This is a genomic window from Mesorhizobium sp. M1C.F.Ca.ET.210.01.1.1, from assembly GCF_004791585.1.
Taxonomy (GTDB): domain Bacteria; phylum Pseudomonadota; class Alphaproteobacteria; order Rhizobiales; family Rhizobiaceae; genus Mesorhizobium.
In genome coordinates this window covers 55,741-82,424 of sequence record NZ_SRUU01000029.1, presented here as the reverse complement: position 1 = coordinate 82,424, position 26,684 = coordinate 55,741, and the positions used below count along the sequence as shown (strand labels likewise).

The 26,684-nt window shown below is 64.8% G+C and carries 20 protein-coding genes and 1 pseudogene; 8 read left to right on the top strand and 13 right to left on the bottom strand.

The annotated features are described in order from the left end of the window. Positions 1 to 243: 243 nt before the first annotated feature. Positions 244 to 1,341, bottom strand: a complete 1,098-nt coding sequence (mtnA, locus tag EN853_RS26065; protein ID WP_127862042.1) for an S-methyl-5-thioribose-1-phosphate isomerase — start codon at positions 1,339 to 1,341, stop codon at positions 244 to 246. After that, on the bottom strand, positions 1,338 to 2,603 hold the full coding sequence (mtnK, locus tag EN853_RS26060) for an S-methyl-5-thioribose kinase (protein WP_127862041.1): 1,266 nt from the start codon (positions 2,601 to 2,603) through the stop codon (positions 1,338 to 1,340). The genes mtnA and mtnK overlap by 4 nt, the downstream gene beginning before the upstream one ends. A gap of 137 nt (positions 2,604 to 2,740) precedes the next feature. Here mtnK and EN853_RS26055 point away from each other — a divergent pair, with 137 nt between their 5' ends. The 3 genes from EN853_RS26055 (at position 2,741) to EN853_RS26045 (ending at position 6,412) form a co-directional block, all read left to right on the top strand. Beyond that, positions 2,741 to 4,252: a sugar ABC transporter ATP-binding protein gene (locus tag EN853_RS26055; RefSeq protein WP_127862040.1), complete on the top strand. Its 1,512-nt coding sequence runs from the start codon at positions 2,741 to 2,743 to the stop codon at positions 4,250 to 4,252. Positions 4,253 to 4,330: 78 nt separating this feature from the next. After that, positions 4,331 to 5,326 carry an ABC transporter permease gene (locus tag EN853_RS26050; protein WP_127862039.1) on the top strand — a complete coding sequence of 332 codons (996 nt, stop codon included), beginning with the start codon at positions 4,331 to 4,333 and terminating at the stop codon, positions 5,324 to 5,326. 33 nt (positions 5,327 to 5,359) lie between these two features. Then, the gene (locus tag EN853_RS26045; protein WP_127862038.1) at positions 5,360 to 6,412 is read left to right on the top strand and encodes a substrate-binding domain-containing protein; all 1,053 of its coding nucleotides are present in this window, start codon (positions 5,360 to 5,362) and stop codon (positions 6,410 to 6,412) included. A gap of 75 nt (positions 6,413 to 6,487) precedes the next feature. Here the strand turns inward: EN853_RS26045 and EN853_RS26040 are convergent, their stop codons facing one another. The 4 genes from EN853_RS26040 to EN853_RS26025 form a co-directional block, all read right to left on the bottom strand. Beyond that, on the bottom strand, positions 6,488 to 7,564 hold the full coding sequence (locus EN853_RS26040) for a D-alanine--D-alanine ligase family protein (protein ID WP_127862048.1): 1,077 nt from the start codon (positions 7,562 to 7,564) through the stop codon (positions 6,488 to 6,490). A gap of 11 nt (positions 7,565 to 7,575) precedes the next feature. Continuing rightward, positions 7,576 to 8,196 (bottom strand): hypothetical protein, encoded by a 621-nt coding sequence (locus tag EN853_RS26035; protein ID WP_127862037.1) that lies wholly within the window; start codon positions 8,194 to 8,196, stop codon positions 7,576 to 7,578. 218 nt (positions 8,197 to 8,414) lie between these two features. Next, positions 8,415 to 10,469, bottom strand: coding sequence for a bifunctional aldolase/short-chain dehydrogenase (locus tag EN853_RS26030; protein ID WP_127862036.1), 2,055 nt, complete (start codon positions 10,467 to 10,469; stop codon positions 8,415 to 8,417). A 197-nt stretch (positions 10,470 to 10,666) separates the two neighbouring features. Continuing rightward, a complete protein-coding gene (locus tag EN853_RS26025; RefSeq protein ID WP_127862035.1) occupies positions 10,667 to 11,632 on the bottom strand; it encodes a sugar-binding transcriptional regulator in 966 nt (321 codons plus the stop codon). A gap of 204 nt (positions 11,633 to 11,836) precedes the next feature. Between EN853_RS26025 and EN853_RS26020 the strand changes: the two genes are divergently transcribed. The 4 genes from EN853_RS26020 to EN853_RS26005 all read left to right on the top strand — a co-directional run bounded on the left by EN853_RS26020 (position 11,837) and on the right by EN853_RS26005 (position 19,123). Next, a complete protein-coding gene (locus EN853_RS26020; RefSeq protein WP_127862034.1) occupies positions 11,837 to 13,477 on the top strand; it encodes an acyl-CoA synthetase in 1,641 nt (546 codons plus the stop codon). Positions 13,478 to 13,908: 431 nt separating this feature from the next. Then, complete coding sequence (locus EN853_RS26015; RefSeq protein ID WP_127862033.1) at positions 13,909 to 14,514, top strand: TetR family transcriptional regulator; 606 nt, start codon at positions 13,909 to 13,911, stop codon at positions 14,512 to 14,514. A gap of 53 nt (positions 14,515 to 14,567) precedes the next feature. After that, entirely contained in the window at positions 14,568 to 15,731 is a 1,164-nt protein-coding gene (locus EN853_RS26010; RefSeq protein WP_127862032.1) for an efflux RND transporter periplasmic adaptor subunit, read from the top strand. Between the two features lie 242 nt (positions 15,732 to 15,973). Beyond that, the gene (locus EN853_RS26005) at positions 15,974 to 19,123 is read left to right on the top strand and encodes an efflux RND transporter permease subunit (RefSeq protein ID WP_127862031.1); all 3,150 of its coding nucleotides are present in this window, start codon (positions 15,974 to 15,976) and stop codon (positions 19,121 to 19,123) included. A 165-nt stretch (positions 19,124 to 19,288) separates the two neighbouring features. On the opposite strand, the pseudogene EN853_RS26000 reads toward EN853_RS26005, so the two are convergent. From EN853_RS26000 to EN853_RS25975, 6 genes and pseudogenes are all read right to left on the bottom strand, one after another. After that, a pseudogene (locus EN853_RS26000) lies at positions 19,289 to 19,513 on the bottom strand (amino acid permease); the annotation flags it as partial. A gap of 51 nt (positions 19,514 to 19,564) precedes the next feature. Continuing rightward, the gene (locus EN853_RS25995; protein ID WP_127862030.1) at positions 19,565 to 20,350 is read right to left on the bottom strand and encodes an SDR family oxidoreductase; all 786 of its coding nucleotides are present in this window, start codon (positions 20,348 to 20,350) and stop codon (positions 19,565 to 19,567) included. Positions 20,351 to 20,359: 9 nt separating this feature from the next. Continuing rightward, on the bottom strand, positions 20,360 to 21,124 hold the full coding sequence (locus tag EN853_RS25990) for an SDR family oxidoreductase (protein ID WP_127862029.1): 765 nt from the start codon (positions 21,122 to 21,124) through the stop codon (positions 20,360 to 20,362). Between the two features lie 107 nt (positions 21,125 to 21,231). Continuing rightward, complete coding sequence (locus tag EN853_RS25985) at positions 21,232 to 22,740, bottom strand: sugar ABC transporter ATP-binding protein (protein WP_127862028.1); 1,509 nt, start codon at positions 22,738 to 22,740, stop codon at positions 21,232 to 21,234. A 32-nt stretch (positions 22,741 to 22,772) separates the two neighbouring features. Continuing rightward, the gene (locus EN853_RS25980; protein ID WP_127862027.1) at positions 22,773 to 23,711 is read right to left on the bottom strand and encodes a sugar ABC transporter substrate-binding protein; all 939 of its coding nucleotides are present in this window, start codon (positions 23,709 to 23,711) and stop codon (positions 22,773 to 22,775) included. Positions 23,712 to 23,842: 131 nt separating this feature from the next. Then, positions 23,843 to 24,760 (bottom strand): ABC transporter permease, encoded by a 918-nt coding sequence (locus EN853_RS25975; protein ID WP_245517187.1) that lies wholly within the window; start codon positions 24,758 to 24,760, stop codon positions 23,843 to 23,845. A 309-nt stretch (positions 24,761 to 25,069) separates the two neighbouring features. On the opposite strand from EN853_RS25975, the gene EN853_RS25970 reads away from it, so the two are divergent. Further along, positions 25,070 to 26,032, top strand: coding sequence for a sugar-binding transcriptional regulator (locus EN853_RS25970; protein WP_127862025.1), 963 nt, complete (start codon positions 25,070 to 25,072; stop codon positions 26,030 to 26,032). On the opposite strand, the gene EN853_RS25965 is transcribed toward EN853_RS25970, so the two are convergent. Continuing rightward, positions 26,022 to 26,624 carry a hypothetical protein gene (locus tag EN853_RS25965; protein WP_127862024.1) on the bottom strand — a complete coding sequence of 201 codons (603 nt, stop codon included), beginning with the start codon at positions 26,622 to 26,624 and terminating at the stop codon, positions 26,022 to 26,024. The genes EN853_RS25970 and EN853_RS25965 overlap by 11 nt on opposite strands. Positions 26,625 to 26,684 lie beyond the last annotated feature (60 nt).

The following is a 26,684-nucleotide window of genomic DNA, read 5'->3' as shown; positions in this document are numbered from 1 at the left end:
ACCGACCTTGCGGCCCGCTCCGGCTCCAAGAAACTCGCCATCATCGCCGTCGCAAGGAAGCTCCTGGTCGTCCTCAACGCCATCATTCGAGATAAAACAGCTTTCGCATGAACACAGTTGCCATGCCGTGGCGCTAAGATGTTGCAACGATTACAGAATTCTGCGCCGTTGCGCTCTATGACTGAGGTCACGGCATGGATCCTCGGGTCAAACCGAGGTTAACGAAGTGCCAGGGGATGTCAGCTAGTTGCCGCGCTCCGGAAACATCGCTTTCAGGCTTTCGCGCGAGGCTTTCGCCACGCCGCGCTCTGTGATGAGTCCTGTCACCAATCGTGCCGGCGTTACGTCGAAGGCCGGATTTGCCGCAGGCGTTGCGTCGGGCGAGACACGCACCTGCGCGACCTTGCCATCGGCCGTCTTGCCCCACACCAGAGAGACCTCGTCGCCGGAGCGTTCCTCGATCGGGATCTCGGCAAGCCCGTCGGCCACCGTCCAGTCGATGGTGGGCGAGGGGAGCGCGACGTAGAAGGGCACGTCGTTGTCGGCGGCGGCCAAAGCCTTGAGATACGTGCCGATCTTGTTGCAGACGTCGCCATTGGCGGTGGTGCGGTCGGTGCCGACGATCACCATGTCGATGTCGCCATGCTGCATCAAGTGGCCGCCGGCATTGTCGACGATCAGCGTGTGCTGCACGCCGTGGCCGGCCATTTCCCAGGCGGTCAATTGGGCGCCCTGGTTGCGCGGCCTGGTCTCGTCGACATAGACGTGGACCGGAATGCCCGCCTCGGTCGCCAGGTAGATCGGCGCGGTGGCGGTGCCGTAGTCGACAGTCGCCAGCCAGCCGGCATTGCAATGGGTGAGGATGTTGACGGTCTCGCCCGGCTTCTTGCGCGCGGCGATCTCCCTGATGATGGCAAGTCCGTTCTCGCCGATGGCGCGGTTCAGCCCGACATCCTCGTCGGCGATCGCCGCGGCCCGCTTGTAAGCCGCCTCGGCGCGCTGCTCCGGCGCGAGCGGTTTCAGGAAGCGGCGCATCTCGTCCAGCGCCCAGCGCAAGTTGATCGCCGTCGGCCGCGTCCTGTGCAGCGTCTCCCACACCGCATCGAGCGCTTCGTCCGACGCATCGTCCGTCATCTGGATGGCGACGCCATAGGCGGCGGTGACGCCGATCAGCGGCGCGCCGCGCACCCACATGTCGCGGATCGCGGTGGCGATGCCGGCGACGGTTCCGATCTTCTCGATGCGGAACTCATGCGGCAGCCAGCGCTGGTCGATGATCTCGACCGAGCGCTTGTCGTCGCTGAGCCATATGGTGCGGTAGTGGCGTTCGCCGACGTTCAAATTCTATTCTCCTGTTCGACCAGCGCGGCCAGGGTGTTGACCTCGTCGATGCTGTGGATCTGGCGCCGGTTGACGGCGATGTGGCGGCCGAACTTGAGTGCCTTGGCTTCACAACTGGCGCGCAAGTCGGCGTCGGCAATGGTCTCGAAATCCGCATTGTGGGCGAGGCCGAGGATGCGCCGGTGCACCTCGATGCCGGCAAAGCCGAGCAGGTCGGTCCAGATGCCGGAAAGCATGTGGTCAAGCGCCTGCTCGGAACCGAGCAGGTCGCCCTGATCCTCGAACAGGCTCTTTTGGTACAGCATGCCGGTGCGCTCGGTGCGCCACAGATGCGAGAACTCGGCGCGGAATATCGCCCAGGTCTCGGCCGAGACCCTGAGCAGATAGGCGCGCATCGAGTCGCGGCTGCCGTTCTCCTGGTGGCCGCGCTGCGAGAAGAAGGCCATCCAGAAATTGGCAAGCAGCATGCCGACGTCGAAGGCGATCGGGCCGTAGAAGGCGAATTCCGGATCGATCATCCGGGTCTCGGTGTCGATCACCATGATCGAGCCGGAATGCAGGTCGCCATGCAGCAGCGTCTCGGCATTGGCGGCGAAGAGGTGCTTCAGCCGCTGCGCCTCGACCTTGAGGTCGCGGTCGGCGCGCAGTTCGGCCACCAGGCCATCGAGCTGCGGGCTGGTGTGCCGGTTCATCTCGGCGTCGAAATAGGGATCGGAGAACACCAGGTTCTCGGTGATGTCGCAGAGCTCGACATTGTCGGCGAACAGCGCGAGATCGGCCTTGCGCTCGCGCGTCACCATCGAAAGGTCGGAGCCGCGAAACAGCGTGCGCGCCATGAACAGGCCGATGTCGCGCGCGATGTTCGGCAGCTCGCGGCCCTCGATCAGCGCGCGCCTGAGGATGACGTGCGGCGACAGATACTCCATCACGATCAGCGCCTGGTCCTCGTCGAAATGGTAGATCGCCGGGACCGAACCGGGCGCCCGGCGCTCTTGTCTGGTCAGCGCATGGTATTCGAAGAAGGAGCGCTTCAGCGGCAGCGGCCAGCTGTCGCCGACCAGCCGCACATAGGGCAGCGCCTGTTTCACCACCGCTGCACCTCTGTCGCCCTCGACGATGAAGACGAGGTTCAAATTGCCGTCGCCGACCTCGCGTACCTTCCACTGGCTGGCGTCCTTGCCGATGCGCTCTGTCAGCGCCTCGTTGGCGCCGAGGCGCTTCGGCAGCGTTTCCACCGACAATGCTTCGAACTTCCCGGTCATCCTCTCCCCTCCTGCTCGTGGTCTGCGACGATAGCGGAGCCACGGCGGCAAGGCCAAGCTAGGTAGCACTCTGGCAATTGTCAATCGTGTTGACAATTGACGATGTAGCCCATAGCGTCATGGTCAGGGAGGAACGAATGGGCGCAGATGCCGTGTTCCGTGTGGAGGGCCTGAGGAAATACTTCGGCCAGAACGAGGTGCTTGGCGGCATCTCGCTCGACCTCTATGCAGGTGAAGTGACGGTGCTGATGGGCGCCAACGGCGCCGGCAAATCCACCCTCGTCAAGATCATCAGCGGTGTTTACACGCACGGCGGCGGCACGATGCGGCTCGCCGGCCGGGCCTTCGATCCGCAGACCCCCGCCGAAGCCATCCGTGCCGGTGTCGTTACCGTGCACCAGAACATCAATGACGGCGTGGTGGCCGATCTCGACGTCGCCACCAACCTGACGCTCGACCGGTTGAGCGGCAAGGGCGCGTCGTTGCTGTTCAAACCCGCCAATGTCCGCACCGAGGCCAGGGCTGTCGCCGACCGGATGGGGCTTGCCATCGACCTGGGAGCGCGTGTTGCCGACCTCTCGCTTGCCGACCGGCAGATGGTGGCGATTGCGCGGGCCATGGCGCACCAGCCCAAGGTGCTGATCCTCGACGAGCCGACCTCTTCGCTGTCGAGCGCCGAGGCCGACCGGCTGTTTTCGCTGATCGATCGGCTGCGCGGACATGGCGTCGCCATCCTCTACATTTCGCATCGCATGTCCGACATCAGGCGGCTCGCCGACCGCATCGTCTCGATGCGCGACGGCGTCATCTCCGGCGTCTTCGACAAGAAGCCGCTCGACTACGAGGGCGCCGTCAACGCCATGCTCGGCCGCAAGATCCATCTCGACCGGATCGTTGCCAGAAACTCGGCGCGCGCGGTCTTCACCGCTGAAGGCCTGCAGCTTTCACAGGGTTCGAAGCCGATCTCGATGACGCTCGGCGCCGGTGAGGTGGTGGCGATCACAGGCCTTGTCGGCGTCGGCAAGACGGCGCTGGCCGAAGCGCTGTTCGGCGTGCGCAGGCCGCTTGCCGGCACCATGCATTTGGACGGCAAGCCCTATGCGCCGCGATCGGCGCGCGAGGCGATCGCCGCCGGCGCCTTCCTCGTCGCCAAGGACCGCGCTGACAGCGGCATCGTCGGCGGCTTCAACATCGAGCGCAACATCAGCCTGCCGTTCCTCAAGCGCATGTCCGGCCTCAGTGTCATCAGGCGCCGCGCCGAGCGTGCGGCCGCCCGCCGCCAGATCGATGAGCTCGGCATCGTCTGCCGTTCGGAGAAGGACGAGCTGTCGGCGCTCTCCGGCGGCAACCAGCAGAAGGTGATGGTGGCGCGCTGGATGTCGCAGCCCTCGCGCCTGTTCATCCTCGACGAGCCGTTCCAGGGCGTCGACATCTCCGCAAGGCGCGACATTGCAGCCAAGCTGAGGGCAAGCGCCGATGGCCGCGCCACGCTCATCTTCGTCACCGAGCTCGACGAGGCGCTGGAGACCGCCGACCGCATCCTGGTGATGTCGGAACAGACGATCGTCGGCGAGCACAGGAACGCCGACATCGATCTCGATCGGCTGCTGGCGCAAGTGGCCGGCGGGCCGCTGCAAGGCGCTGCGTGAGATCGTGCGGATGACGAGACTTGGAGTGCAGGCATGAGTTCCAGTTTGGCGGAGAGGGCAACAGCGCGGGAGCGTTCGATGACATTGCGTGACTATGCCATCCGCTACGGCTTCATCGTCCTGTTGGTCGGGTTGATCGCCTATTTCGCGATCGCCGCCGACGGTTTCGTCTCGCCGCAGAGCGCGGTCTTCATCTTCCAGTCGGTGGCGATCACCGGCGTGCTGGCGCTCGGCGTCACCGCGACGCTGGTCGTTGGCGGCTTCGACCTGTCGATCGGCTCTGTCGCCACCAGCGCCATGATGGCGGCGTCCTATGCCATGGTGGTGTTGGAGCAGAACGCCATCGTTGCCGTCATCGCCTGCCTGGTGATCGGCGTGGTCGTCGGCCTGATCAACGGCTGGCTGATCGTCTATATGCGCGTGCCCGATCTCTTGGCGACGCTCGGCATGATGTTCCTGCTGCTCGGCCTGCAACGCATCCCGACCGAAGGCCGCTCGATCGCCACCGGCATGACCATGCCCGACGGCTCGGTCGCCAACGGCAAGTTCTCAGAGGCCTTCCTGGCGCTCGGACGCCACCGCATCGACTTCTTCATTCCGAGCCTCATCCCGGTGTCGGTCGTGGTGCTGATCGTGCTTGCGGTGCTGATCTGGTTCTTCCTCGAATACACCCGCTTCGGCCGCATGATGTATGCCGTCGGCAGCAACGAACGCGCCGCCGAACTCGCCGGCGCGCCTGTCAAGGCATACAAGATCTGGGCCTACGTCATTTCAGGAGTTTTTGCCTCGATCGGCGGGATTTTGCTCGCCGCCCGGCTTGGACGCGGCGACATCGCCTCGGGTAATAATCTGTTGCTCGACGCTGTCGCGGCGGCGCTCATCGGCTACGCGGTGCTCGGCGCCGCCAAGCCCAACGCCTTCGGCACCGCCGTCGGCGCGGTGTTTGTCGGCGTCCTGCTGCAAGGCCTGACGATGATGAACGCCCCTTACTACACGCAGGATTTCGTCAAGGGCGCCGTGCTCGTCGTCGCCCTTGTCTTCACCTTCGCCCTTTCCGGCAGGGGCAAGAGATAGTTTCGACCGGGGCAAACAACGGAGGAAAACGACGTGAGCATCACAAGAAGACTTTTGGGGAAGGCCGCACTTGGCCTTGCGGGCGCGGCGCTGCTGATGCAGGGCACGGCACTTGCAGCGGACCGCCCGGCGCCATTCGACAAGCCGGGCGTCAAGATCGCGCTGGTGCGGTACCTTTCGACCGGCGACTTCTTCCAGGCCTATCTCTCCGGCGTCGAGGCGCAGGCCAAGGCGCTCGGCGTCGACCTGCGCGTGCTGGACAGCCGCCAGGACGCGGCGCTCCAGGCCGACATGGTCGACCAGGCCATCGCGCTCGGCGTGCAGGGCATCATCATCCAGCACGGCCTCACGGAATCGATGAAGGACGCCGCCCAGCGCGCGGTCGATGCCGGCATCAAGGTCGTCGCCTTCGACGTCAATGTCGAGAACCCGAAGATCCCGCAGATTGAGCAGTCCGACCGCGACCTTGCGCGCCTGGCCCTCGAGCAGGCGGTGACGGACAATGGCGACAGCTGGAAGGCCGGCTATGTCTATGTCGCCGGCATCGCGCCGCTCGACCGCCGCAACGAGACATGGATCGACGTGAAGAAGAAGCATTCGGGCATCAGCGAGGTCGCCATGTTCGGCACGCTCGACAACCCGATCGCCAACTCGGTCGCCAACCAGGCGCGTTCGGTGCTGCAGGCGCATCCCGATATCAAGGTGATGTTCGCGCCCTATGACGAGTTCGCCAAGGGGGTGAAGATCGCCGTCGACGAGGCGGGGCTGAACAAGGGCATCAAGATCTACTCGGCCGACATCTCGACATCCGACATCGCCGCGATGCGCGAGCCGGACAGCGCCTGGGCCGCCACCGCCGCCACCAACCCGGCCGTCGTCGGCCAGGTCTCGGTGCGCGCGCTGGCACAGCTGCTTGCCGGCGAGGATCCCGGCCACAACGTCATCGTGCCGCCGACGCTGATCACCCAGAAGGAGCTTGTCGACAAGGACATCAAGAACATGGAGGACCTGTCGGCCAAGCTGCCGCAGTTCGCCCATGCCGATGTCGCGATGCCGGCCTGGATGCCGAACCCGAACGCCAAGTAGCGCTCGATCATCCGCCAAGGCAAAGAGTGGCTCTCGGGCCGCTCTTTTGCTTGCCGGGCTTGTTCTTGCTGCTTCTCAGGCCGATCGGGCGGCGCGCGCCAGCCCATGCGCCACCAGCCGGTCGATGACCTCCGGGTAGCTGACGCCGCTTGCCGCCATTGCCTTGGCATACATGCTGATGTCGGTGAAGCCTGGAATGGTGTTGAGCTCGTTGATCAGGAACGTCATGTCCGGCATCAGAAAGAAATCGACGCGGGCCATCGCGTCACAGCCCAGCGCCCGGAATGCTCTCGCCGCCGTCTCGCGCATCTTGCTTTCGACTTCGGCCGGCAATTCGGCCGGAACGATCAATGCCGCGCCATTTTCATCGATGTATTTGGCGTTGTAGTCGTAGAAGCCGTGACTTTCCGCGGGCACGATCTCGCCCGGCCGCGAGACGAAGAGTTCGCCCGTGGCATCTTCCAGCACGCTGTATTCGATCTCGCGGCCGCGAACGAACTCCTCCGCCAGCAGCTTGCGATCGTGCCGGAAGGCTTCCGCAAGCGCCCGATCGAATTCCTGGCTGGCGTTGACCTTTGCGACGCCGACCGACGAGCCTTGCCGCGCCGGCTTGATGAACAGCGGCAGGCCAAGCTGGTCTTCCAGAACGGCGAGGGAAGGCGCCGCACCCTGATCGATCGTCACCGAGCGCGCGACCGGCATCCCCGCCGCCTTCAGCAGGCGCTTGGCGATGTCCTTGTCCAGCGCCGTGGCGGAACCCAGGATGCCGCAGCCGGCAAGCGGCACGCGGGCGACTTCCGCCAGCCCCTGCACGGCGCCGTCCTCGCCATGCAGGCCGTGCAGTACGGGAAACAGGATGTCGATGGCCGGCAGATCGCGCGGCGGCCCGTCGGTCGGGACAGCCAGCATTCGCCCGTGCCCGCCCGGCACCAGGCAGACCTCGACGCCGCTTGAAGGGCTCGCCAGCGCGCCGTCCTCGAAGTGGCTGAGCAGCCATTGCCCTTCGCGGGTGACGAAGATCGGAACGGCATCGTATTTCGCCGGCTCCAAAGCGGCCATGACATTGGTCGCTGAAAGCACCGACACGTCGTGCTCGGCGGAACGCCCGCCGAAGAGCACGCCAATACGAAGTCTTTTCTTAGCCATCGACATCTCCACAATGGTCAAGGATGGAAACCGACGGCGATGCCGCGTCGGGCGAAATAGCGGTCGAAGGCAGCAAGCGGCAGCGTGACGTTCGCCTGGCTCTGCCGGTCGTGGCCGGACGGGTTGTGAAAGCGGATCGTCTCGGGCGAGGCCGCCGTCACCAGCACCAGGTGCCCACCCTTCAAAGGCGGCTCGCGCTCGGGCCAGCGAATCCCGGGATGCACGGAGGCGATGAAGTAGCGCCACCGCAAAAATAGCCCGGGCACCATGGCTACATCGACGTTCGTCATCGTCTCGGCGGACAGGTTGAAACGGTCGCTGACAAACCTGACGAAGGGCTCGTAGATCAATCCTTTGATCGAGCCGTCGATTTCATTGACGACATAACCGCCATAGGCCGTGCAGGCGCGGGCAAGTTCCAACGTGGGGTGGATTTCACCCCGCGCGGCAAGGATCATCTTCAGGCAGGCCATGCCGCAGGCATTGACGGCCCAGCGCGCATAATCCTCGATGGTCTCGGCGCCGGAGTTGCGCCACAGCGGATCGCGGTGCAACGCCGATGGTCCCTCCGCCAAGAGCGGCAAAGTCATGCCGGGCGATTCCCACTGGCTGAAATAAGGCACTTCCCTGGATTGCATGGCGGCTCCAGCCTTGTGTCTCACACGCGAGGCGCAAGCCACCCCCTTAACGCTGCTGGAGCAATAAGCGAAGGGTTTGAGCGGATTTTGACCAGTTAGAGCAGTTTTCCAACAGACGGGTCCGGAACTGCTTCAAACACAAGGGGAAAGTTGGAAAGAGCGGTTCGTCGTTTTCGTGAAACGACGAACCGCTCCAAGAGTGAGGTGCCCTTGCTTCGTCAGCGCAGCGCCGCCGCGATGTTGCCGCCGTCGACGGTCGTCACGTCGGCGGTGGTGCGTTCCGCGAGCGCCTGGTGCAGGAAGGCCTGCGCAACGTCGTCGGCCGTGACTTCCTGTCCAAGCAAATTGCCGGACATATATTCCTTTTCCGACACGCCGCGCGCGCCGGAGCGGCTGGCGATCATGGTGTCGGTCAAAAGCCCGGAGCGGATGCGGTCTGCGTTGACCGCATTCGAGCGGATGCCGTGCGCGCCGTAATCCAGCGCGTATTGCCTCGACAGGAACAGCGTCGCCGCCTTGGGCAGGCCGTAGGCGCCGAATTTCGGGCCTGGATTGACCGCCTGCTTGGAGGTGTTGAACAAGAGCACGCCGCCGGTGCCCTGCTCCAGCAAGATGCGCACGGCATTCTGCGCCGCCGACTGGTGGGCGAAGAAATTGAGCTCGAAGCTCTTGCGCAGCAGCGCGTCGTCGAGTTCGCCGATCCGGCCCTCCCAGGCCGCGCCCGCATTGGAGACCAGTATGTCGACGCCGCCATAGACGGCGACCGCCTTGTCGAAGGCGGCGCGCATCTCGGCCGGGTTGGTGATGTCGGCGCCGACGCCGATCGAATTGTTGCCGGCCGCCTTTGCCGCTTCCGCGGCCTTGGCCGGATCGAGATCGACGATGACCGCATGCGCGCCGTTGGCGGCGAACAGTTTTGCGGTCGCCGCGCCGATCGCGCCGGCGCCGCCGGTGATCAGCACCACCTGGCCGGTCAGCGGCTTGGGCTTGTTAGAGGCGAGCTTGGCCTGTTCCAGCGACCAGTATTCGAGCGGGAACAGGTCGGCCTTGGAAAGCGGCTGGAAATTGCCGATGGCCTCGGCGCCGCGCACCGCCTCGATCCACATCTCGCCGACGTCAGAGGCGATTTTCGCGTCCTTCAGCGTGCGGCCATGGCCGAACATGCCCAGCCCTGGAACCAGCGTCAGCCGCGGCATCGGGTCGAGCATGGTGCGCTTGACGTCGTCAAGCGCGTCGTTGCTCTCGAAATAGGCGCGGTAGTCCTTGGCGAAGGCCTCGACATGGCCGCGGATCACCGCCTTGTAATCGCCGAGCTTGTCGGCGTCCGGCGCCGGCACCGCCATCGGGCCGGTCTTGATGCGGATCGACAGATCCGGCGTCGACACGCCGCGCCCGGCATAGTCGGCGATCTTCGCTGAATTGATGAAATCGACGATCGCGTCCGAAGTGCGGAAGTCGCTGATCATGCGGTCGAAGCGGCCCTCGCCGCGCGCCACGGCCACCGCGCCGCGCAGCATCGGCGCGATGTCGCTCGCCTTGGCAAGCTTCGCCGGCAGCGCCGCCTTGGCCGTCTTCGGCGTGCCGTTTTTCGCGACATAGTCCTCGGCGACGGTCACATAGTGGATCATCCGGTCATAGGCCTGCCTGGCGTCGTCGCCGAAGGTGAAGATGCCATGCTTGTCGAGGATCAGGCCCTCGACGTTTCGGTCGGCGTCGAAAACTTCCGCCGCGACCTTTGCGAGGTCAAAGCCCGGCTTGATGTAAGGCACGTAGCCCATCTTGCCGCCGAACACCTTTCCCACCAGCGCCTCGCTGTCCTCCTGGTCGACGATGGCGAGGATCGCGGTCGAATGCGTGTGGTCGACGAATCTGTGCGGCAGGAAGGCGTGCAGCAGCGTTTCGACCGACGGGTTGGGGGAGGCCGGGTCGATGAGGTTGGAGCGCTGCAGCGCCACCATGTCCTCGTCGGAGAGACGTTCCAGCCCGCGCGCCTTGAGCAGCGCGCCCATCTTCACCGCCGGCAGGCCTTGCGGCTCGATGACCGCCATGTCCCAACCGCTGCCCTTGACGCAGAGCACATCCCATTCGTCGCCGACGAGATCGGTGGCCCTGGTCTTGCAGGAGGTGTTGCCGCCGCCATGCAGCACCAGCCGCGGCTCGCCGCCGAGCAGACGGGTCGTGTAGACGCGCAGCGCCAGAGCCCGGCCGACGCCCTTCTTGCCGTAGTCGGCGACCATCTTTTCCGCGTCGGCGTCGTTCCAAAGGTTCTTCATGTCGTCCCGTCCGATACTCGTCTTTTTGCTCATGAACAGAAAGCCGCGACGTCTTGATGACAGAAGCGGCGAGGGTGGTTTTTCCAGAGCATGATGCCGAAAAGTGTGCAGCGGTTTTCGGACGACATCATGCTCTATCTCTTTGATCTAGAGCCGGATTCAGATTTCAGGTCGATTCGACCTGAAATCATCCGGCTCTAGGGGGCCGTCTTGCTTGCCGCGCCCGCGTGTTCGAGAAGACGCCCGGCCATATGCGCGCCTATCACCAGATGCGTGCAGAGCCCGCCGGCGATTGCCGCCAGCAACGGCTCGAACTTGCTGTCCTCCTGCACCACCATCAGCCGCTTTTCGATGGCGCGCAGCGAGCCGAGCTCGGCGGAAATGACCCGCCGGTTGTAGTCGCAGTCGAGCACCTCGCCGCCGGCGTCGATGACCTGCCCGGCAATCACGCCGGCAGCACCTTGCTTGCGCAGCGCCGTCATCTCGGCCGGCGTCAGCGCGCCGCATTTCACCAGATGGCTGTCGGCGTCGACAGCGCCGACGGAGTAGAGCGCGAGATCGCAGTCGCTGATGCCGGCAAGCTGGTCGCGGATCACCGGCTCGGCGCGCAGGCCGCGCGCCAGTTCCTCCGTCGACAGCACCAGCGGCGCGTAGAAGTTCAGGCCCTTGGCGTTCAACCGCCGGGCGATCTCCATCGTGCATTGGTCGGGCCGGTAGGAATAGGGCGCGCCGAGATTGCCGCAGAGCTGCACCACGGTGACGTCCTGCAGGTCGGCATAGGACATGATGTCGGCGATGGTGTAGACGGTGCGGCCCCAGGCGACGCCGATACGGTCGCCCTTCTTCACCAGTTCGAGGAAGACGCTTGCCGCCAGCACCGCGATGTCGGTCGAGGGATCGGCGACATAGGCGTTTTCCGGCGCGATCCAGACGGCGTCGAGCTTGAAGGCGTCCTCCACCTTTCGCGCCATGACGTCGTCGGTGAAGAGCTGCGTCGAGGTCGAGATGTTGACGATGCCGGTCTCGCGCGCCTTGCGCAGATACATAGCGACCGATGCGCGCGAAATCTTGAGCTGGTTCGCCACCTCGTCCTGGCGAAGGCCATGGGCATAGTAGAGCCAGGCGGCCTTATGGATGAGCTGTTCTGCCGGTCTGATCGCCATGCCGCCTCCTCGGCTGACATTAGTCACGGCTCTCGACAAAAGTCAAATCAGGGGAGGGTCGGTGCGAATGCCTGCCGCTGCGGCCCGATCGAGACAACCGTTCTACCGAGCGCACATATCATAGCATTTCCCCGTCGTTCAGGGGGATGGCATGATCGCGGGCCTGGGGCTAGAAAGGTCGAAAAGACTTTTGGGGAGGACGGGATGGCCAATCCCTACGAACAGGATCTCGACCGGAACGCCGCCAACCATCAGGCACTGACGCCGCTGACCTATCTGGAGCGGGCGGCCAAGACCTATCCCGATCACATTGCCATTATCCATGGCAGCCAGCGCATCTCCTATCGCGATTTCTGGCGCCGCTCGCTGAAGCTCGCCTCGGCGCTGTCGAAGCACGGCATCGGCAAGGGCGACACGGTGACGGTGATGCTGTCGAACACGCCGCCGATGCTGGAAGCGCATTTCGGCGTGCCGATGGTGAAGGCGGTGCTGCATTCGCTGAACACAAGGCTGGACGCCGCCGTGATCGCCTTCCAACTCGATCATGCCGAAACGAAGGTGCTGATCGTCGACCGCGAATTTTCCGGCGTGATCAGGGAGGCGCTGGCATTGGCCAAGGCCAAGCCATTGGTCATCGACTATGACGATCCCGACTATGCCGCCGACGCGCCCTATCCGAAGGGCGAGCGGATCGGCACGCTCGACTACGAAGACTTCGTTGCCGGCGGCGACGTGGCTTTCGCCTGGTCCATGCCCGACGATGAATGGGACGCCATCTCGCTCAACTACACCTCCGGCACCACGGGCAATCCGAAGGGCGTCGTCTACCATCATCGCGGGGCTGCGCTGATGGCCTACACCAACACCATCCATGCCGGCATGGCCAAGCACGCCGTCTATCTCTGGACGCTGCCGATGTTCCACTGCAATGGCTGGTGCTTCCCCTGGACGCTCGCTGTCCAGGCCGGCACGCATGTCTGCCTGCGCTGGGTGCGGGCAAAGCCGATGTATGACGCAATCGCCGACCACGGCGTCACCCATCTCTGCGGCGCGCCGATCGTCATGTCGGTGCTGATCAATGCGAGGGACGAGGACAAGCGCCAGTTCCGGCAGACCGTCACCTTCAACACGGCCGCGGCGCCGCCGCCGGAGGCGGTGCTCTCCGGCATGGCCGACGCCGGCTTTGCCGTCACACATCTCTACGGCCTGACCGAGACCTATGGGCCGGCTGTCGTAAACGAATGGCACAATGAGTGGGATGCCCTGGAGAAGGGGCCGAGGACGGCGAAGAAGGCGCGCCAGGGCGTGCGCTACGCAGCGCTTGAAGGCCTCACGGTGATGAACCCCGAGACGATGACGGAGACACCGGCCGACGGCGAGACCATTGGCGAGGTCATGTTCCGCGGCAACATTGTCATGAAGGGCTATCTGAAAAACCGCAAGGCGACCGACGAGGCCTTCGCCGGCGGCTGGTTCCACTCCGGCGACCTCGGCGTCATGCACCCCGACGGCTATATCCAGCTCAAGGACCGCTCCAAGGACATCATCATCTCGGGCGGCGAGAACATCTCCTCCATCGAGGTCGAGGACGCACTCTACAAGCACCCTTCCGTCGCTTCCTGCGGCGTAGTCGCCCGCGCCGACGAGAAATGGGGCGAGGTGCCGGTCGCCTATGTCGAGCTGAAGCCGGGCAAGGCCGCGACAGAGGCCGAGATCATCGAGCATTGCCGTGGGTTGCTCGCCCGCTTCAAGGTGCCGAAGGCGGTGGTGTTTGCCGAGATTCCGAAGACCTCCACCGGGAAGATCCAGAAGTTCCGGTTGAGGGAAATGGCGAAGGGGGCGTAGTTCCCTCCTTCCAATGTGGCCGTGGCATTGATCGTTTAGCTCGAGCGCTCGCGACGTCGTCATCCTTGGGCGTAGCGACGCGAAGCGGAGCGAAGACCCAAGGATCCATGCCGTGACCTCGCGGCAGTGCTCCGGCGGTCGAGAATAGCCAGCCGCGGATGGCAGGCGCTGACCAGTGTAAGTTCTTGATCCGTCTCGACGTTGGCCGACGTTACGGCATGGATCCTAGGGTCTGAGCTGCGTCGCTTCGCTCCTTGCTTCGCCCTAGGATGACGAACGCGTCAGCGTCCGTCGCTAATCGCGAGCGTCGGTATCACTGTCACCATCTGTCACCAATTATACGCGTACGTCGATTCCGCGTTGACTCTTCGCCGTTTTCGATTTACGACTGACGAAAATTGAAATTCGTCACTCGTCAAACGAAAGCGCCAATGTCAGAAGCCGCCAACATCGTGGCCGACCCCGCCAGACAGGAGAATGTGACGCGCATTCTCGACTGCGCCGAGCGCCTGTTCCGGCATTACGGCTACGGCAAGACCAATGTCGCCGACATCGCCCGCGAGCTCGGCATGTCGCCGGCCAACATCTACCGCTTCTTCGCCTCCAAGGTTGAGATCCACCAGGCCGTCTGCGGCCGCATGCTCGGCGCCAGCTACGCGATGGCCTACGAGATCATGCGCCTGCCGCTCAGCGCCGAGGAGCGGCTGCGCCGCTATGTGCATGCGCAGTACAAGATGACGCTGGAGGTCATGCTCGACGACCAGAAGGTGCATGAGATGGTCATCGTCGCACTGGAGCGCGACTGGGGCGTCATCGACAAGCATGTCGACCGCATCCACGACCTGTTCGCCGAGGTTATCCGCGAGGGCATCGAAGCCGGCGAGTTCAGGAAGCAGGATCCGGTGATCGCTTCGCGCTGCTTCGGTGCCGCCACCGTCATCCTTTGCCATCCGCAAATGGTCGCGCAGTGCCTGGCCAAGACCAACCGGGCGATGCCAGACGATCTCATCGATTACGCAATCAGAGCCTTGAAATAGCCGCCGCCCGCCGGGTGCCGGTCGACATTCATCTCCATTTCGGGAGTGCTAAGGTGTCTTTGTCCAGTTCCATCCTCCACAGGCTGCCAGTCGCCGGTTTCCCAGCCGTCGGCCTCATTGTCGCCGCGCTCGGCCTTGCCGGCTGCAGTCAGGAGAAGGCGGCGGTCGTCCAGGAAGTCGTGCGGCCGGTGAAGGTCGTCGAGATCGGCAAGGCCGAGACAACGCGCCAGCTCGACTATTCCGGCTCGGTGCGCGCCCGCACCGAAATGAATCTCGGCTTCCGCATTGCCGGCAAGGTCACCGAGCGCCTTGTCGACATCGGCCAGCATGTGAATGAGGGTGACGTGCTAGCCCGCGTTGATCCTTCCGATTACGAGCTGTCGGTGAAGAGCGCCGAAGCGAGCCTCGACGCCGCCGAGAGGCAGGTCGAGACGGTCGATCTCGCCAGGAAGCGTGCCGAGCAGCTCTATGCCAAGAACTTCGCGCCGAAGTCGCAGCTCGATCAGGCGGCGCTGAGCTATGATCAGGCGGTGGCAACCCGCGATGCCGCCCGCTCGACGCTGGCCCAGGCGCAGAACCAGGTCCACTACACCGACCTCAAGGCCAGCAAGGCTGGCATCGTCACCGCCATCTCGGCCGATATCGGCCAGGTGGTTGGCGCCGGCACGCCTGTCATGACGGTCGCCGTCGACGGCGAGAAGGAAGTGCTGATCGCGGTGCCGGAAATGGACATCGCCGGCTTCCGCCCGGGCAAGGATGTCAAGGCGAGCTTCTGGTCGGACGACGCGCTGACCCTCGACGGCAAGGTCCGCGAAGTGGCCGGCAGCGCCGATCCGCAGTCGCGCACCTTCGCGGTCCGGGTGTCGCTGCCCAACGATCCGCGTGTGCTGCTCGGCATGACCGCCAATGTCGAGGCGACCGTCGACAGCAAGGCGCAACTCGTGTCGATCCCGCTGACCGCGATGGCCGAGAAGGACGGCAAGCAGATCGTCTGGACGGTCGACCGCGCGAGCGACACGGTCCACCCGCGCCCGATCAAGGTCGCAAATTTCACCGCCGATGGTGTCGCCGTGGCCGATGGCCTCAAGCAGGGCGACGTGGTGGTAGCCGCCGGCACTCAGTTCATGGCCGAGAACCTGAAGGTCAAACTTTCCAGCGACACTCAGCAATCCGCCTCGGCGGAGGATGACGTCGCGACCACCAGCAGCCTGCGCTAGCCAGGCTCAACGAAAGCCCGTCCCGTCGTCGCGGCGCGAGCCGCGAACCGGGGAGGGCATGGGTTCCGGGCGGCAGGCGCCCGATCGTGAGATGCCGGCGGCTGGCTCCCCCGCAGCAGTGCCGCGTCAAACGTGATTGCGAGTCTCTCCGCTGAGGTGCTCGCCGCCCGGAAGCCCGACCGAGAATTCATGAGCAGCACGGCAAGCGTGGCTTGCCGACCCAATTGGACTGGACTTGCGCCATGACCACCGACAGCAGCACCGAAAAGCGGCCCTTCAACCTCTCGCGCTGGGCGATCGGACATCCGAGCATCGCGCGCTTCCTGTTCGGCCTGATCATCCTGGCCGGCGCGCTCGGCCTGATGCGCATGGGTCAGAAGGAAGATCCGGATTTCACCTTCCGCGTCATGGTGGTGCAGGCGATCTGGCCGGGCGCCTCGATCCAGGACATGGAAGACCAGGTCGTCAACAAGATCGAGCGCAAGCTGCAGGAGACGCCGCATCTCGATTTCGTGCGCTCCTACACCCGCGCCGGCAGCGCCATCATCACCTTGCAGGTCAAGGGCGACACCAACGCCGACCAGGTGAAGGACGCCTTCTACCAGGTGCGCAAGAAGGTCGGCGATATCGCCAATGAACTGCCGCAGGGTCTGCTCGGGCCGTACTTCAACGACGAGTTCGGCGACACCTTCATCACGCTGCATTCGATCAGCGGCAACGGCTTCACCTATCCGGAGCTGAAGAAGTTCGCCATCCAGGCGCGCGACATGCTGTTGACGACGCCCGGGGTCGAGAAGGCCGTCATCATCGGCGACCAGCCCGAGAAGATCTATATCGACGTCTCGTCCAAGGCGCTCGCCGAGCGCGGCCTGACCATCGTCGACCTGCAGAACGCCGTGAAAGGACAGAACGCCGTCGATCCGGCCGGCTCGGTCGACACCGGCCTTCGCTCGGTCCGCATCTCGGTCGAGGGCGACGTCACCAGGGCCGCCGACATCCGCGAGCTGAGGCTGCGCGCCGGCAATCAGGTGACGCGCCTCGGCGACATCGCCACCGTCTCGTCCGGCCTCGAGGATCCGTACCAGCGCAAGTATCGCTTCAACGGCCACGAAAGCGTCCAGGTCGGCGTCGTCATGGCCAAGGGCTTCAACGTCAGGGACGTCGGCAAGGATGTCGAGGCGACCTACCAGCGCTTCGAGGAAGGCCTGCCTTACGGCGTCGCGGTCGATCAGATCTCCGACCAGCCCGAGGTCGTCAAGGACGCCGTCAACGAGTTCATGGAGGCGCTTGGCGAAGCGTTGCTCATCGTGCTCGTGGTGTCGTTCCTGTCGATCGGCTGGCGCTCCGGCCTGGTGATCGCGATCGCCATTCCGCTGGTGCTCGCCGCCACCTTCGCCATCATGTACGAGATCGGCATCGACCTGCAGCGCATCTCGCTCGGCGCGCTGATCATCGCGCTCGGCCTCCTCGTCGACGACGCCATGATCGTTGTCGAGATGATGGAGCGAAAGCTGGAGGAGGGGCTGGTCAAGATCGAGGCGGCGAGCTTCGCCTACTCCTCGACCGCCTTCCCGATGCTCACCGGCACGCTGATCACCACCGCCGGCTTCATCCCGGTCGGCTTCGCGGCCTCCACCGCCGGCGAATATGTGCGCACGCTGTTCTACGTCGTCGGCATCGCGCTGGTCGTGTCGTGGTTCGTCGCGGTCTATTTCACGCCCTGGCTCGGCTACATGATCCTGAAGCAGCGCAAGCACGCCGGCACCCACCACGATGTCTTCGACACGCGCTTCTACCGGCGGCTGCGCTCGACGGTCACCTGGGCCGTGCGCCATCGCATCATCGTGCTGGTGATGACGCTGGTCACCTTCGGCACCAGCCTGTGGGCCTTCCAGTTCATTCCGCAGAACTTCTTCCCGCAGTCTTCGCGCCCCGAAATCCTGGTCGATCTGTGGCTGCCGGAGGGCACCTCGATCAAGGAGGTCGAGACCCAGGCCAAGGCGCTGGAAGCCAAGATGATGGACGACCAGGACAAGCGCTTCATCGCTACCTATATCGGCGAGGGCGCGCCGCGCTTCTTCCTGCCGCTCGACCAGCAGCTCCGCAATCCGAACTTCGCCCAGCTCTTGGTGATGGCCAAGGACGAGCCGGCGCGCGAGCGGCTGATCGTCAAGCTGCGCGGCATTCTCGCCAAGGACTTCCCCTCGATCCGCGGCAAGGTCGACCGTCTGTTCCTCGGGCCGCCGACCGGCTGGCCGGTGCAGATGCGCATCATGGGTCCGGACCGCCAGGAAGTGCGCCGCATCGCCGACGAGGTGAAGGCAAGGTTCCAGGCCAATCCGCTGCTCGGCGCCGTCCATGACGACTGGCTGGAGCCGGTGCCGGCGATGAAGCTGGTGATCGACCAGGATCGCGCCCGGGCGCTCGGCGTCACCTCGCAGCGCATCCGCCAGATGCTGCAGGCCACCATGTCCGGCGCGCCGCTCGACGACTTCCGCGACGGCGAGGAAACGGTCTCGATCGTCGCCCGTGAGCCGGAGGCCAGCCGTCACCTGCTCTCCTCGGTCGACTCCGTCTACATCCCGACCGACTTCGGCGGCTCTGTCCCGCTGTCGCAGGTGGCCAAGGTCGTGCCCGTCATGGAGCAGGGCATCGAATGGCGGCGCGACCGCCTGCCGACGATCACCGTGCGCGGCACGCTGCCGGACGGCGTGCAGTCGAACGACGTCGTCACCAAGATGTACAACGACATGAAGGACCTGCGCGCCGGCCTTGCCCCCGGCTACAAGATCGAGATCCAGGGCGGCGCCGAAGACTCGGCTGAAAGCCAGGCCTCGATCGCCGCCAAGGCGCCGATCATGCTTGCCATCATCGTCATATTGCTGATGGTCCAGCTGCAGCATTTCGGCAAGTCGATGCTGGTGCTGGCCACCGGTCCGCTTGGCATCATCGGCGCCGCGGCGGCGCTTCTGATCAGCGGCGCGCCGTTCGGCTTCGTCGCCATCCTCGGCGTCATCGCGCTGCTTGGCATCATCATGCGAAACTCGATCATCCTGGTCGACCAGATCGACCAGGACATCGCGGCCGGCATGGAGCGATCGGAGGCGATCGTCGGCGCCGCCGTGCGCCGCTTCCGGCCGATCATGCTGACGGCGCTGACCGCGGTGCTGGCGCTGATCCCGATCTCGCGCGCCGTCTTCTGGGGTCCGCTGGCCTACGCCATGATGGGCGGCATTCTGGTCGCCACCGTGCTCACCATCCTGGTGCTGCCGGCGGGCTATGCCCTGTTCTTCGGCCGCGAGCCCAAGAAGGCGAAGACCGACGAGCAGGCGCCGGAGCCGGAGCAGATCGAAGGCATCGAAAGACCGCAGCTGGCCTTGGCTGCGGAATAAAGGTGGCAACCTCGGATCGTCCGCCATTGGCGAAAGTCGGTGGCGGACGATTTGCGTCTACAAGGCAACCAGTTCTCGGCGCCATCATGCGCAGGGCAGGCATTCCAACCGGCGTGAAAAGGTCGGGCGCGCCGACGCGCGCCCGATCCTCTTCGGCTTGCCACGTCAGATGACGAACAGCCAGTTGGCGATGAGCATCACAATCACGCCGGCGGCCAGCGTCAAGTAGGGCAGCATGCCCGCCTTTTTGACCGACAGGTCGGTTCCTGCCATGCCGAGATCGTCCAGCATGTGGTCGGGGAAGTTGCCGCCGTCCTGGATGTAGTGCCGGAAGCAGAACACCGGGATGATCAATTCCGCGGTGATCAACCCGGCCCACAGCGCCATCGGTTTTTGGCGTGCGCCCACCATGGCTGCCCGGGCGCCGGGCAGCCGACAGTCTCACGACATGATCAGGCCGCCATCGACATTGATGGTCTGGCCGGTGATGTAGGCTGCGTCGTCGCTGGCAAGGAAGCTGACCAGCCCGGAGACGTCCTCGCCGCTGCCGGCGCGGCCCATGGGGATGTTCTTCACCCATTCAGCCATCAGCTCGCCCGGCTTGTAGTCGCCGAGCAGCTGGCCCCAGGCGGTGTCGTTATAGGCCCACATGTCGGTGTCGATGATGCCGGGGCAGATGGCGTTGACGGTGATCTTCTCCTTGGCGACCTCCTTGGCGAGGCTCTGCGTGATGCCGACGACGCCGAACTTCGAGGCGGCATAGTGCGGCGTGTAGATGAAGCCCTGCCGCGCCTGGCCGGAGGCGGTGTTGATCAGCCGGCCGCCTTCGCCATGCTTGCGCATGCGCAGGATCGCTTCCTGGCAGCACAGGAACACGCCCTTGGTGTTCACCGCCATCACCTTGTCCCACTCGGCTTCCGTCATCGCCTCGATCCTGGCGATGGTGATGACGCCGGCGTTCTGAATGGAAATGTCGACGCGGCCGAATTCCTTCTCGGCGAGGTCGTAGAGCGCTGCGATCTCGTCCTTCTTCGTCACGTCCATGCGCATCGAGGCGACCTTCGCGCCCGCGGCCTTCAGTCCGGCGGCGACCTCGTCGACGCGCGGATCGATGGCACTGACGACGACCGCTGCACCCTCCGCCGCGAAGCGTTTCGCCATGGCCGCACCGATGCCGCCGCTGGCGCCCGTGACGACCGCCGTCTTTCCTTCAAAACGCTTCTGCATCTTCTCTCCCTACCAGCAGACGAAGCCGCCATCGACGATGAGGTCGACGCCGGTGACGAAACTCGCGGCGCGGCTCGCCAGGAACACGGTCGGCCCGACCATCTCCTCCGGCGTCGCCATGCGGCCCATCGGCGTGTCGCGTGCGAATATCTTGACCTGGTCGGCAACCTCCGGCCGCTTATTCATCGGCGTCAGCGTGTAGCCGGGGCTCACCACATTGACGCGCAGGCCGCGGTCGGCCCATTCCATGGCGAGGCTCTTCGACATGTGGATCACTGCCGCCTTCGACGAATTGTAGTGCGCCTGCGTCAGGCCGCGGTTGATGATCGAGCCGGACATCGAGGCGATGTTGACGATCGAGCCTTTGCGGCGCGGCAGCATCACCCGCGCCTCGGCCTGGCAGGACAGGAACACGCCGCTGACATTGACGTCGTAGATCTTCTGCCACTTTTCCATAGGCAGCGTTTCGGCCGGCTCGGCGCCGGCGACACCGGCATTGTTGACGGCAATCGTCAGCGCGCCGAGTTCCCTTTCGATACGATCGACCGCCGCTGCGAGGTCGCTCTCTGACGTCACCGTGCCGGTCAGCACCAGGGCCTTGCGGCCGAGCGCCTTGATCTTGCCGGCAGTCTCCTCCAGCCCGCCTTTCGAGCTGTGGCCGAAGCAGGCGACATCGGCGCCGGCTTCCGCCAGGCCGATGGCGATTGCCTGGCCGATGCCGCTGCCTGCCCCTGTCACCAATGCCACGTCGCCGTGAAGATCGAACAATCTCATCTTTTTCCCTCTCCTCAGATGAAGGGGCGCCAGTCCTGCTGGCGCCCCGCGCGGTCCGGTGCCTGGGAGGGTATCACCCGCTGCGCTTTGTTCCCATCCGCTGTGTCTCAGCTCGTGGCGAGTTCCATCACGGCGACATTGCTTGCTTCATCGCGGTCGAGGATGCCGCGCTGGCGGCCGCGGCTCAGCACCAGCACGCGGTGCGAAAGCCCCAGCACCTCCTCGAGGTCGGAACTCACCACCACCACAGCCATGCCGGAGCGGGCAAGGTCAGCGATGACGTCATAGATCGCCGCGCGCGCGCCGACATCGATGCCGCGCGTCGGCTCGTCGAGGATGAACACCTTGGGCGGTCGCGACACCCATTTGGCGATGATCACCTTCTGCTGGTTGCCGCCGGAAAGTTTTGACACAGCCTGGTTCGGCCTGCCCTTGACGCCGAGCCTTGAAATGCCGGCCTCGGCGAATTTCTGCACCGCCTTGGGAAACACCCAGCCCTTCGGCGCGACATGGTCGAAATTGCCGATGGCAAGGTTCTCGCCGATGGTCTGTTCGAGCACCACGCCTTGCGCCTTGCGGTCCTCCGGCACCAGCACGACACCGGCCTTGATCGCTGCCGCCGGCCCGCTGAGATGGATGGGCTGACCCGCGACGCGCACCGCGCCAGAAGAGATCGGGTCGGCGCCGGCGATCGCCCGCACCAGCTCCGTGCGGCCTGCGCCGATCAGTCCGGCGATGCCGAGGATCTCGCCCGATTTCACCGAGAAGGAAACGTTGTTGAAACTGCGCTCAGGCGACGACAGGTTCTCGACCTCGAGCAAGATCTTGTCGCCAGGCGGGGACAGCTTCGGGAACATGCGCTCGACGCTGCGCCCGACCATCTGCTCGACCACGGTGCGCACCGGGATATCAGCGCGCTCGTGCCGGGCGACGATGCGGCCGTCACGCATCACCACCACGCGGTCGGCGATCTGCGCGATCTCGTCGAGGCGGTGGCTGATATAGATGAAGGACATTCCTTCGGCCTTGAGCTTGCGGATCTGCTGGAACAGCAGTTCCGTCTCCTCACCGCCGAGGGCCGCGGTCGGCTCGTCGAGGATCAGGAGTTCGGCGTTCAGTGTCAGCGCCTTGGCGATCTCGACCTGCTGCTGGGCCGCGACGCGCAGCGTGCGCACCTTGCGTTCGGGCGAGACATCGAGGCCGAGGCGCTTCAATTGCGCCGAGGCCTTGGCGTTCATGGTCGTGCGGTCGATGCGGCCGCCGCGCATCGGCAGGCGCCCGACATAGACATTCTCCGCCACCGAAAGGTCAGGCAGCAGCTTCAATTCCTGGTGGATCATGCCGACGCCGGCCTCGATGGCCGCGGCGGGGTTGGCGGGGGAATAAGGCTTCCCCCGCCAGATGATGGTGCCGGCATCGGGCTTGATCGAACCGGCGATGATGTTGGAGACGGTAGACTTGCCAGCGCCGTTCTCGCCAAGCAGCGCCACGACTTCGCCCGGCCGCACCTCGAAGCTCGCATCGGCCAGGACCTGGACCGGTCCGTAGCTTTTGCAGAGGCCGTTGACGAAGAGCCCGTTGTGCGGGCTTCCGCCGGTGTGGGGATCAAGGGACATCGTGGCGCTCTTCAGGTCTCAGCCGTTCGCCCTTACGGATGCTTCTCGATGAACTGCGCGACATTGTCCTTGGTGGTCAGCGTCGCGTCCTGCAGCTGGTCGGCTGCCAGCTTGTCGCCGGCCACCAGCTTGATGGCCGAGTCGACGGCGAGCCGGCCCATGCCCTGGGTCTGCTGCGTCGCGGTCACGTCGAACACGCCGTCCTTCAGCGCCTTCAGCGCCGCCACGTCGCCGTCGAAGCCAGCGATCCAGATCTTGTGGTCGGGATTGGCGACCTTGACCGCCTGCGCGGCGCCCAGCGCCAGCGCGTCTGCCTGGCCGAAGATGATCGAGACATTGGGATGGGCCTGCAGCAGGTCCTGCGCCAGCTTGAAGCCCTCGTCCTGGTGCCACTGGTCGCTCCAGAGCTCGCCGACCACCTTGATGTCCGGATAGGCCTTCAGCGCTTCGCCGCAGCCCTTGGAGCGGTCGACTTCCGGCGTCGTGCCCTTCTGGCCATGGATGATCACCATCTCGCCCTTGCCGCCGGCCTGCTTGGCGATGTAGTCGCACACGCCCTTGGCCGAGTTGACGCTGTCGGTGGCGATGAAGGTGTCGCCGGGCGCGCCGTCGGCGTTGCGGTCGACATTGACCACCGGAATGCTGGCGGCCTTGGCGGTCTTGGTCGGAACGGTCGCAGCCGTGGCGCCGGCCGGGATGTAGATCAGCGCGTCGATGTTCTGCGTGACCAGGTCCTGCACCTGGCTGACCTGCGTTGCCGAGTCGCCCTTGGCGTCGACGGTGATGACCTCGATGCCCTTCTCCTTGGCATAGGCTTCTACCGACTGCTTGATCTGGTTGAAGAAGTCCGCCTGCAGGTTGGCGACGGCCAGCCCGAGCTTCTTGGCGTCCTTGGCCGAGGCGGCGTCGGACAGGCCGAGCAGCGGGACGATGGCTGCGGCCGCAAGCAGCAGTGAACGTTTGGTCAGCATGTTTTTCCTCCGTTGGTGTTCAATCCCGTCCAGCCTGCGCATCGCGGCGCCCCCGGCCGGACAGTCCAGTCTCGGATCGACCGATCCGTTTCGCCCGGACATCCGGGCGAATTCTCATTGCGCCCAGCTTCTCATTGCGTTCGGCGCCGCCAGGTGTCGGTGGCGACCGCCAGCGCGATGACCACGCCGATCACCACCTGCTGGACGAAGGGCGAGACGCCGAGCAGGTTGAGCCCGTTGCGCAGCACGCCGATGATCAGCACGCCGATCGCCGTGCCGCCGATCGAGCCGATACCGCCCGAAAGGCTGGCGCCGCCGATCACCACCGCCGCGATCGTGTCGAGCTCGTAGCCGACGCCCGAGCTCGGCTGCACGGAATCGAGCCGGGCTGCGAGCACGATGCCGGCGAGCCCCGCCAGCAGGCCGCAGATCGCATAGACCCAGTTGGTCAGCGATTTCACCGGAATGCCGGAAAGGCGGGCGACCTCGGCGCTGCCGCCGATCGCGTAAAGGCTGCGCCCGGTGGCGCGATAGTTGAGGAAGACGGCGAAGACGATCGCCAGCACGATCATCAGCCCGACGGTGACCGACAGGAAGCCGAAATGGCGCACGATCGACAGGTTGGTGAACCAGTCGGGAAAGCCGACGATCTGCGAGCCGTCGGTGATCATGTTGGCGAGGCCCCGCGCCACCGACATCATGGCGAGCGTCGCAATGAAGGGCGGCAGCTTCGTCACCGTCACCAGCAGGCCCGAGACCAGGCCGCAGAGGGCGGCGACGACCAGCGCCGCGGCGATGCCCACCGGAACGCCGAGATTGAGATAGTCGGGGTAGGCGACGTAGCCCATCACCATCGAGGCCAGCGCCAGAACAGAACCGACCGAAAGGTCGATCCCGCCGATCAGGATGACCAGCGTCATGCCGATCGCCATGATGCCGAGCACCGTCACCTGGTCGAGCACGTTGAGGATGTTGCGAAAGGTAAGGAACGTGTCGGTGGTCAGCGCCAGCGCCAGGCACAGAAGCACCAGGCCGATCATCGGCCCCATCGTTCCGGCAAACAGAGCCGAAAGCTTCGCACCTGAAGCGGCCTGCGCGGCGCCGGTGCCAGCCTTCAACTCGCTCGTCTCGTTGCTCACGGCCACTTCGTCTCCTCCGTCAGCGAGCCGGCGATGGCCCGCCGGCTGCTCTTGTTCACCAGGCACCTCCCTTGTGAACAATTTATCTTTGATATGCAATTTTGTTCAGCTAAAACGTTCATCAGAAAATTGTCAAGTGCCGCCGACGCTTTGGGCGGCGGTTTGCACGAACCGACGGTTTGCCATAGGGAAAGCCCAGCGCATGCGGGAGGCATAAGGATGGCGGTGATCGAGAACGAGAAGGCCTCGCGCTTCCCGGATGCCGAGCTCAAGGCCCGCGCCGCCTGGCACTATTATGTCGAAGGCCTGACGCAGGAGCGGATTTCAGAGATCCTCGGTGTTGGCCGCATCAAGGTGCACCGGATACTCTCCGCTGCCCGCGAGGAGGGCGTCGTCCAGTTCCGCATCCGCGACAGCGTCGTCGAATGCGTGCAATTGGAGGAAAGCCTGAAGCAGCGCTTCGGTCTCAGCCAAGCCGTGGTCGTGCCGTCGGCCGCCGACCGCAGCAACACGCCGCTGCTGATCGGTCATGCCGCCGCAGCCTATCTCGCAGACAACGTCAATCCCGGCGACGTGATCGCGCTCGGCTGGGGCAGGACGCTAAAATTCGCCATCAACGAATTGCCCAGGCGACCGATCGCCAGGACCACCGTGGTCTCGATGCTCGGCGGCCTCACCCATGCCCAGCCGCTCAACCCGACCGAGAGTGCCTGGGAATTCGCCGAGAAGATTGGCGCCGAATGCTATCTCTTGCCCGTGCCCGTCTATGCCGACAGGCCGGAGCAGCGTGATGCCTTCATGAGCCAGCGCAGCGTCCAGGACGTCGTCTTCCGGGCGCGGCGCGCCAACATCGCCGTGCTCAGCGTCGGCTCCTTTTCCAACGACAGCCCCATCGCCAATTACGGCTTCATCAAGCCGAGCGAGCTGGAGGAATTGCAGGCCGCCGGCGCGGTCGGCGATATCCTTTGCCATTTCATCGACGCCGAGGGCTGCACGGTCGACCATGAGGTCAACCGCCGCGTCTGCGCCTATCCGCTGCAGGACCTCTCCGACATCCCGACCACCATCCTGGTTTCGGGCGGGCAGGAGAAGATCGCCGTGATGCGCGCGGCGCTCGCCAACACGAAGGTTTCGGTGTTGATCACAGACGAGGACGCGGCCAAGGGCCTGCTCAGTCGTTAGTCCAGCCTGCTAGAAAGTCGCAGACCTTGGGGCGCTTCTCGTAAGACCAGTCTTTCAGCGGGACGGGCTTGAACCGGCCCTTGACCGGTTTGCCCTTTTCCAGGTCCCTGGAGACGGTGCCCTTGCCGGTGAGATAGTTGATGTCGCAGTCGCCGAGCATCGTCTCGACGGTGTCATCGGACGTCCGGTTGCCCCAGTCCCAACTGCGGCTGTAGCCGCCGACCATGAATTGGCCGTGGCGATAGACGATGGTCAGCGTCTCTTCGGTCGATTTGCTGGCGCCGCAGCCGAAGCAGGAGGTGATCGCCAGCGATCCCTTGCCCTTGGCCTCGAGATCGAGGATCCGGTCCTCGGTCAGCGCTTTCCTGACGAAGTCGGGCTTTCGCCAGGGACCGGGCTTTTCCGCTCCCACCCCCAGATAGATGTAGAGCTCGGCTGGACCATCGTCCTGGATCACCACGGCGCGGTCCATCGTGCCGTCCTGGTCGATGTCGAGCGAAAGCTCGAACGCCGGCTTGTCGCCGGCAAGCGCCGGCACGGGCATTGCCGCCAGCGCAACAAGCCAGGCCGCATGGTGAAGCGCTGTCGTCATGAGCAATCGTCCGCCGCGTGCCGGGAGCGTAGCACCGGCAGGGCAAGGCGCAATATGCGT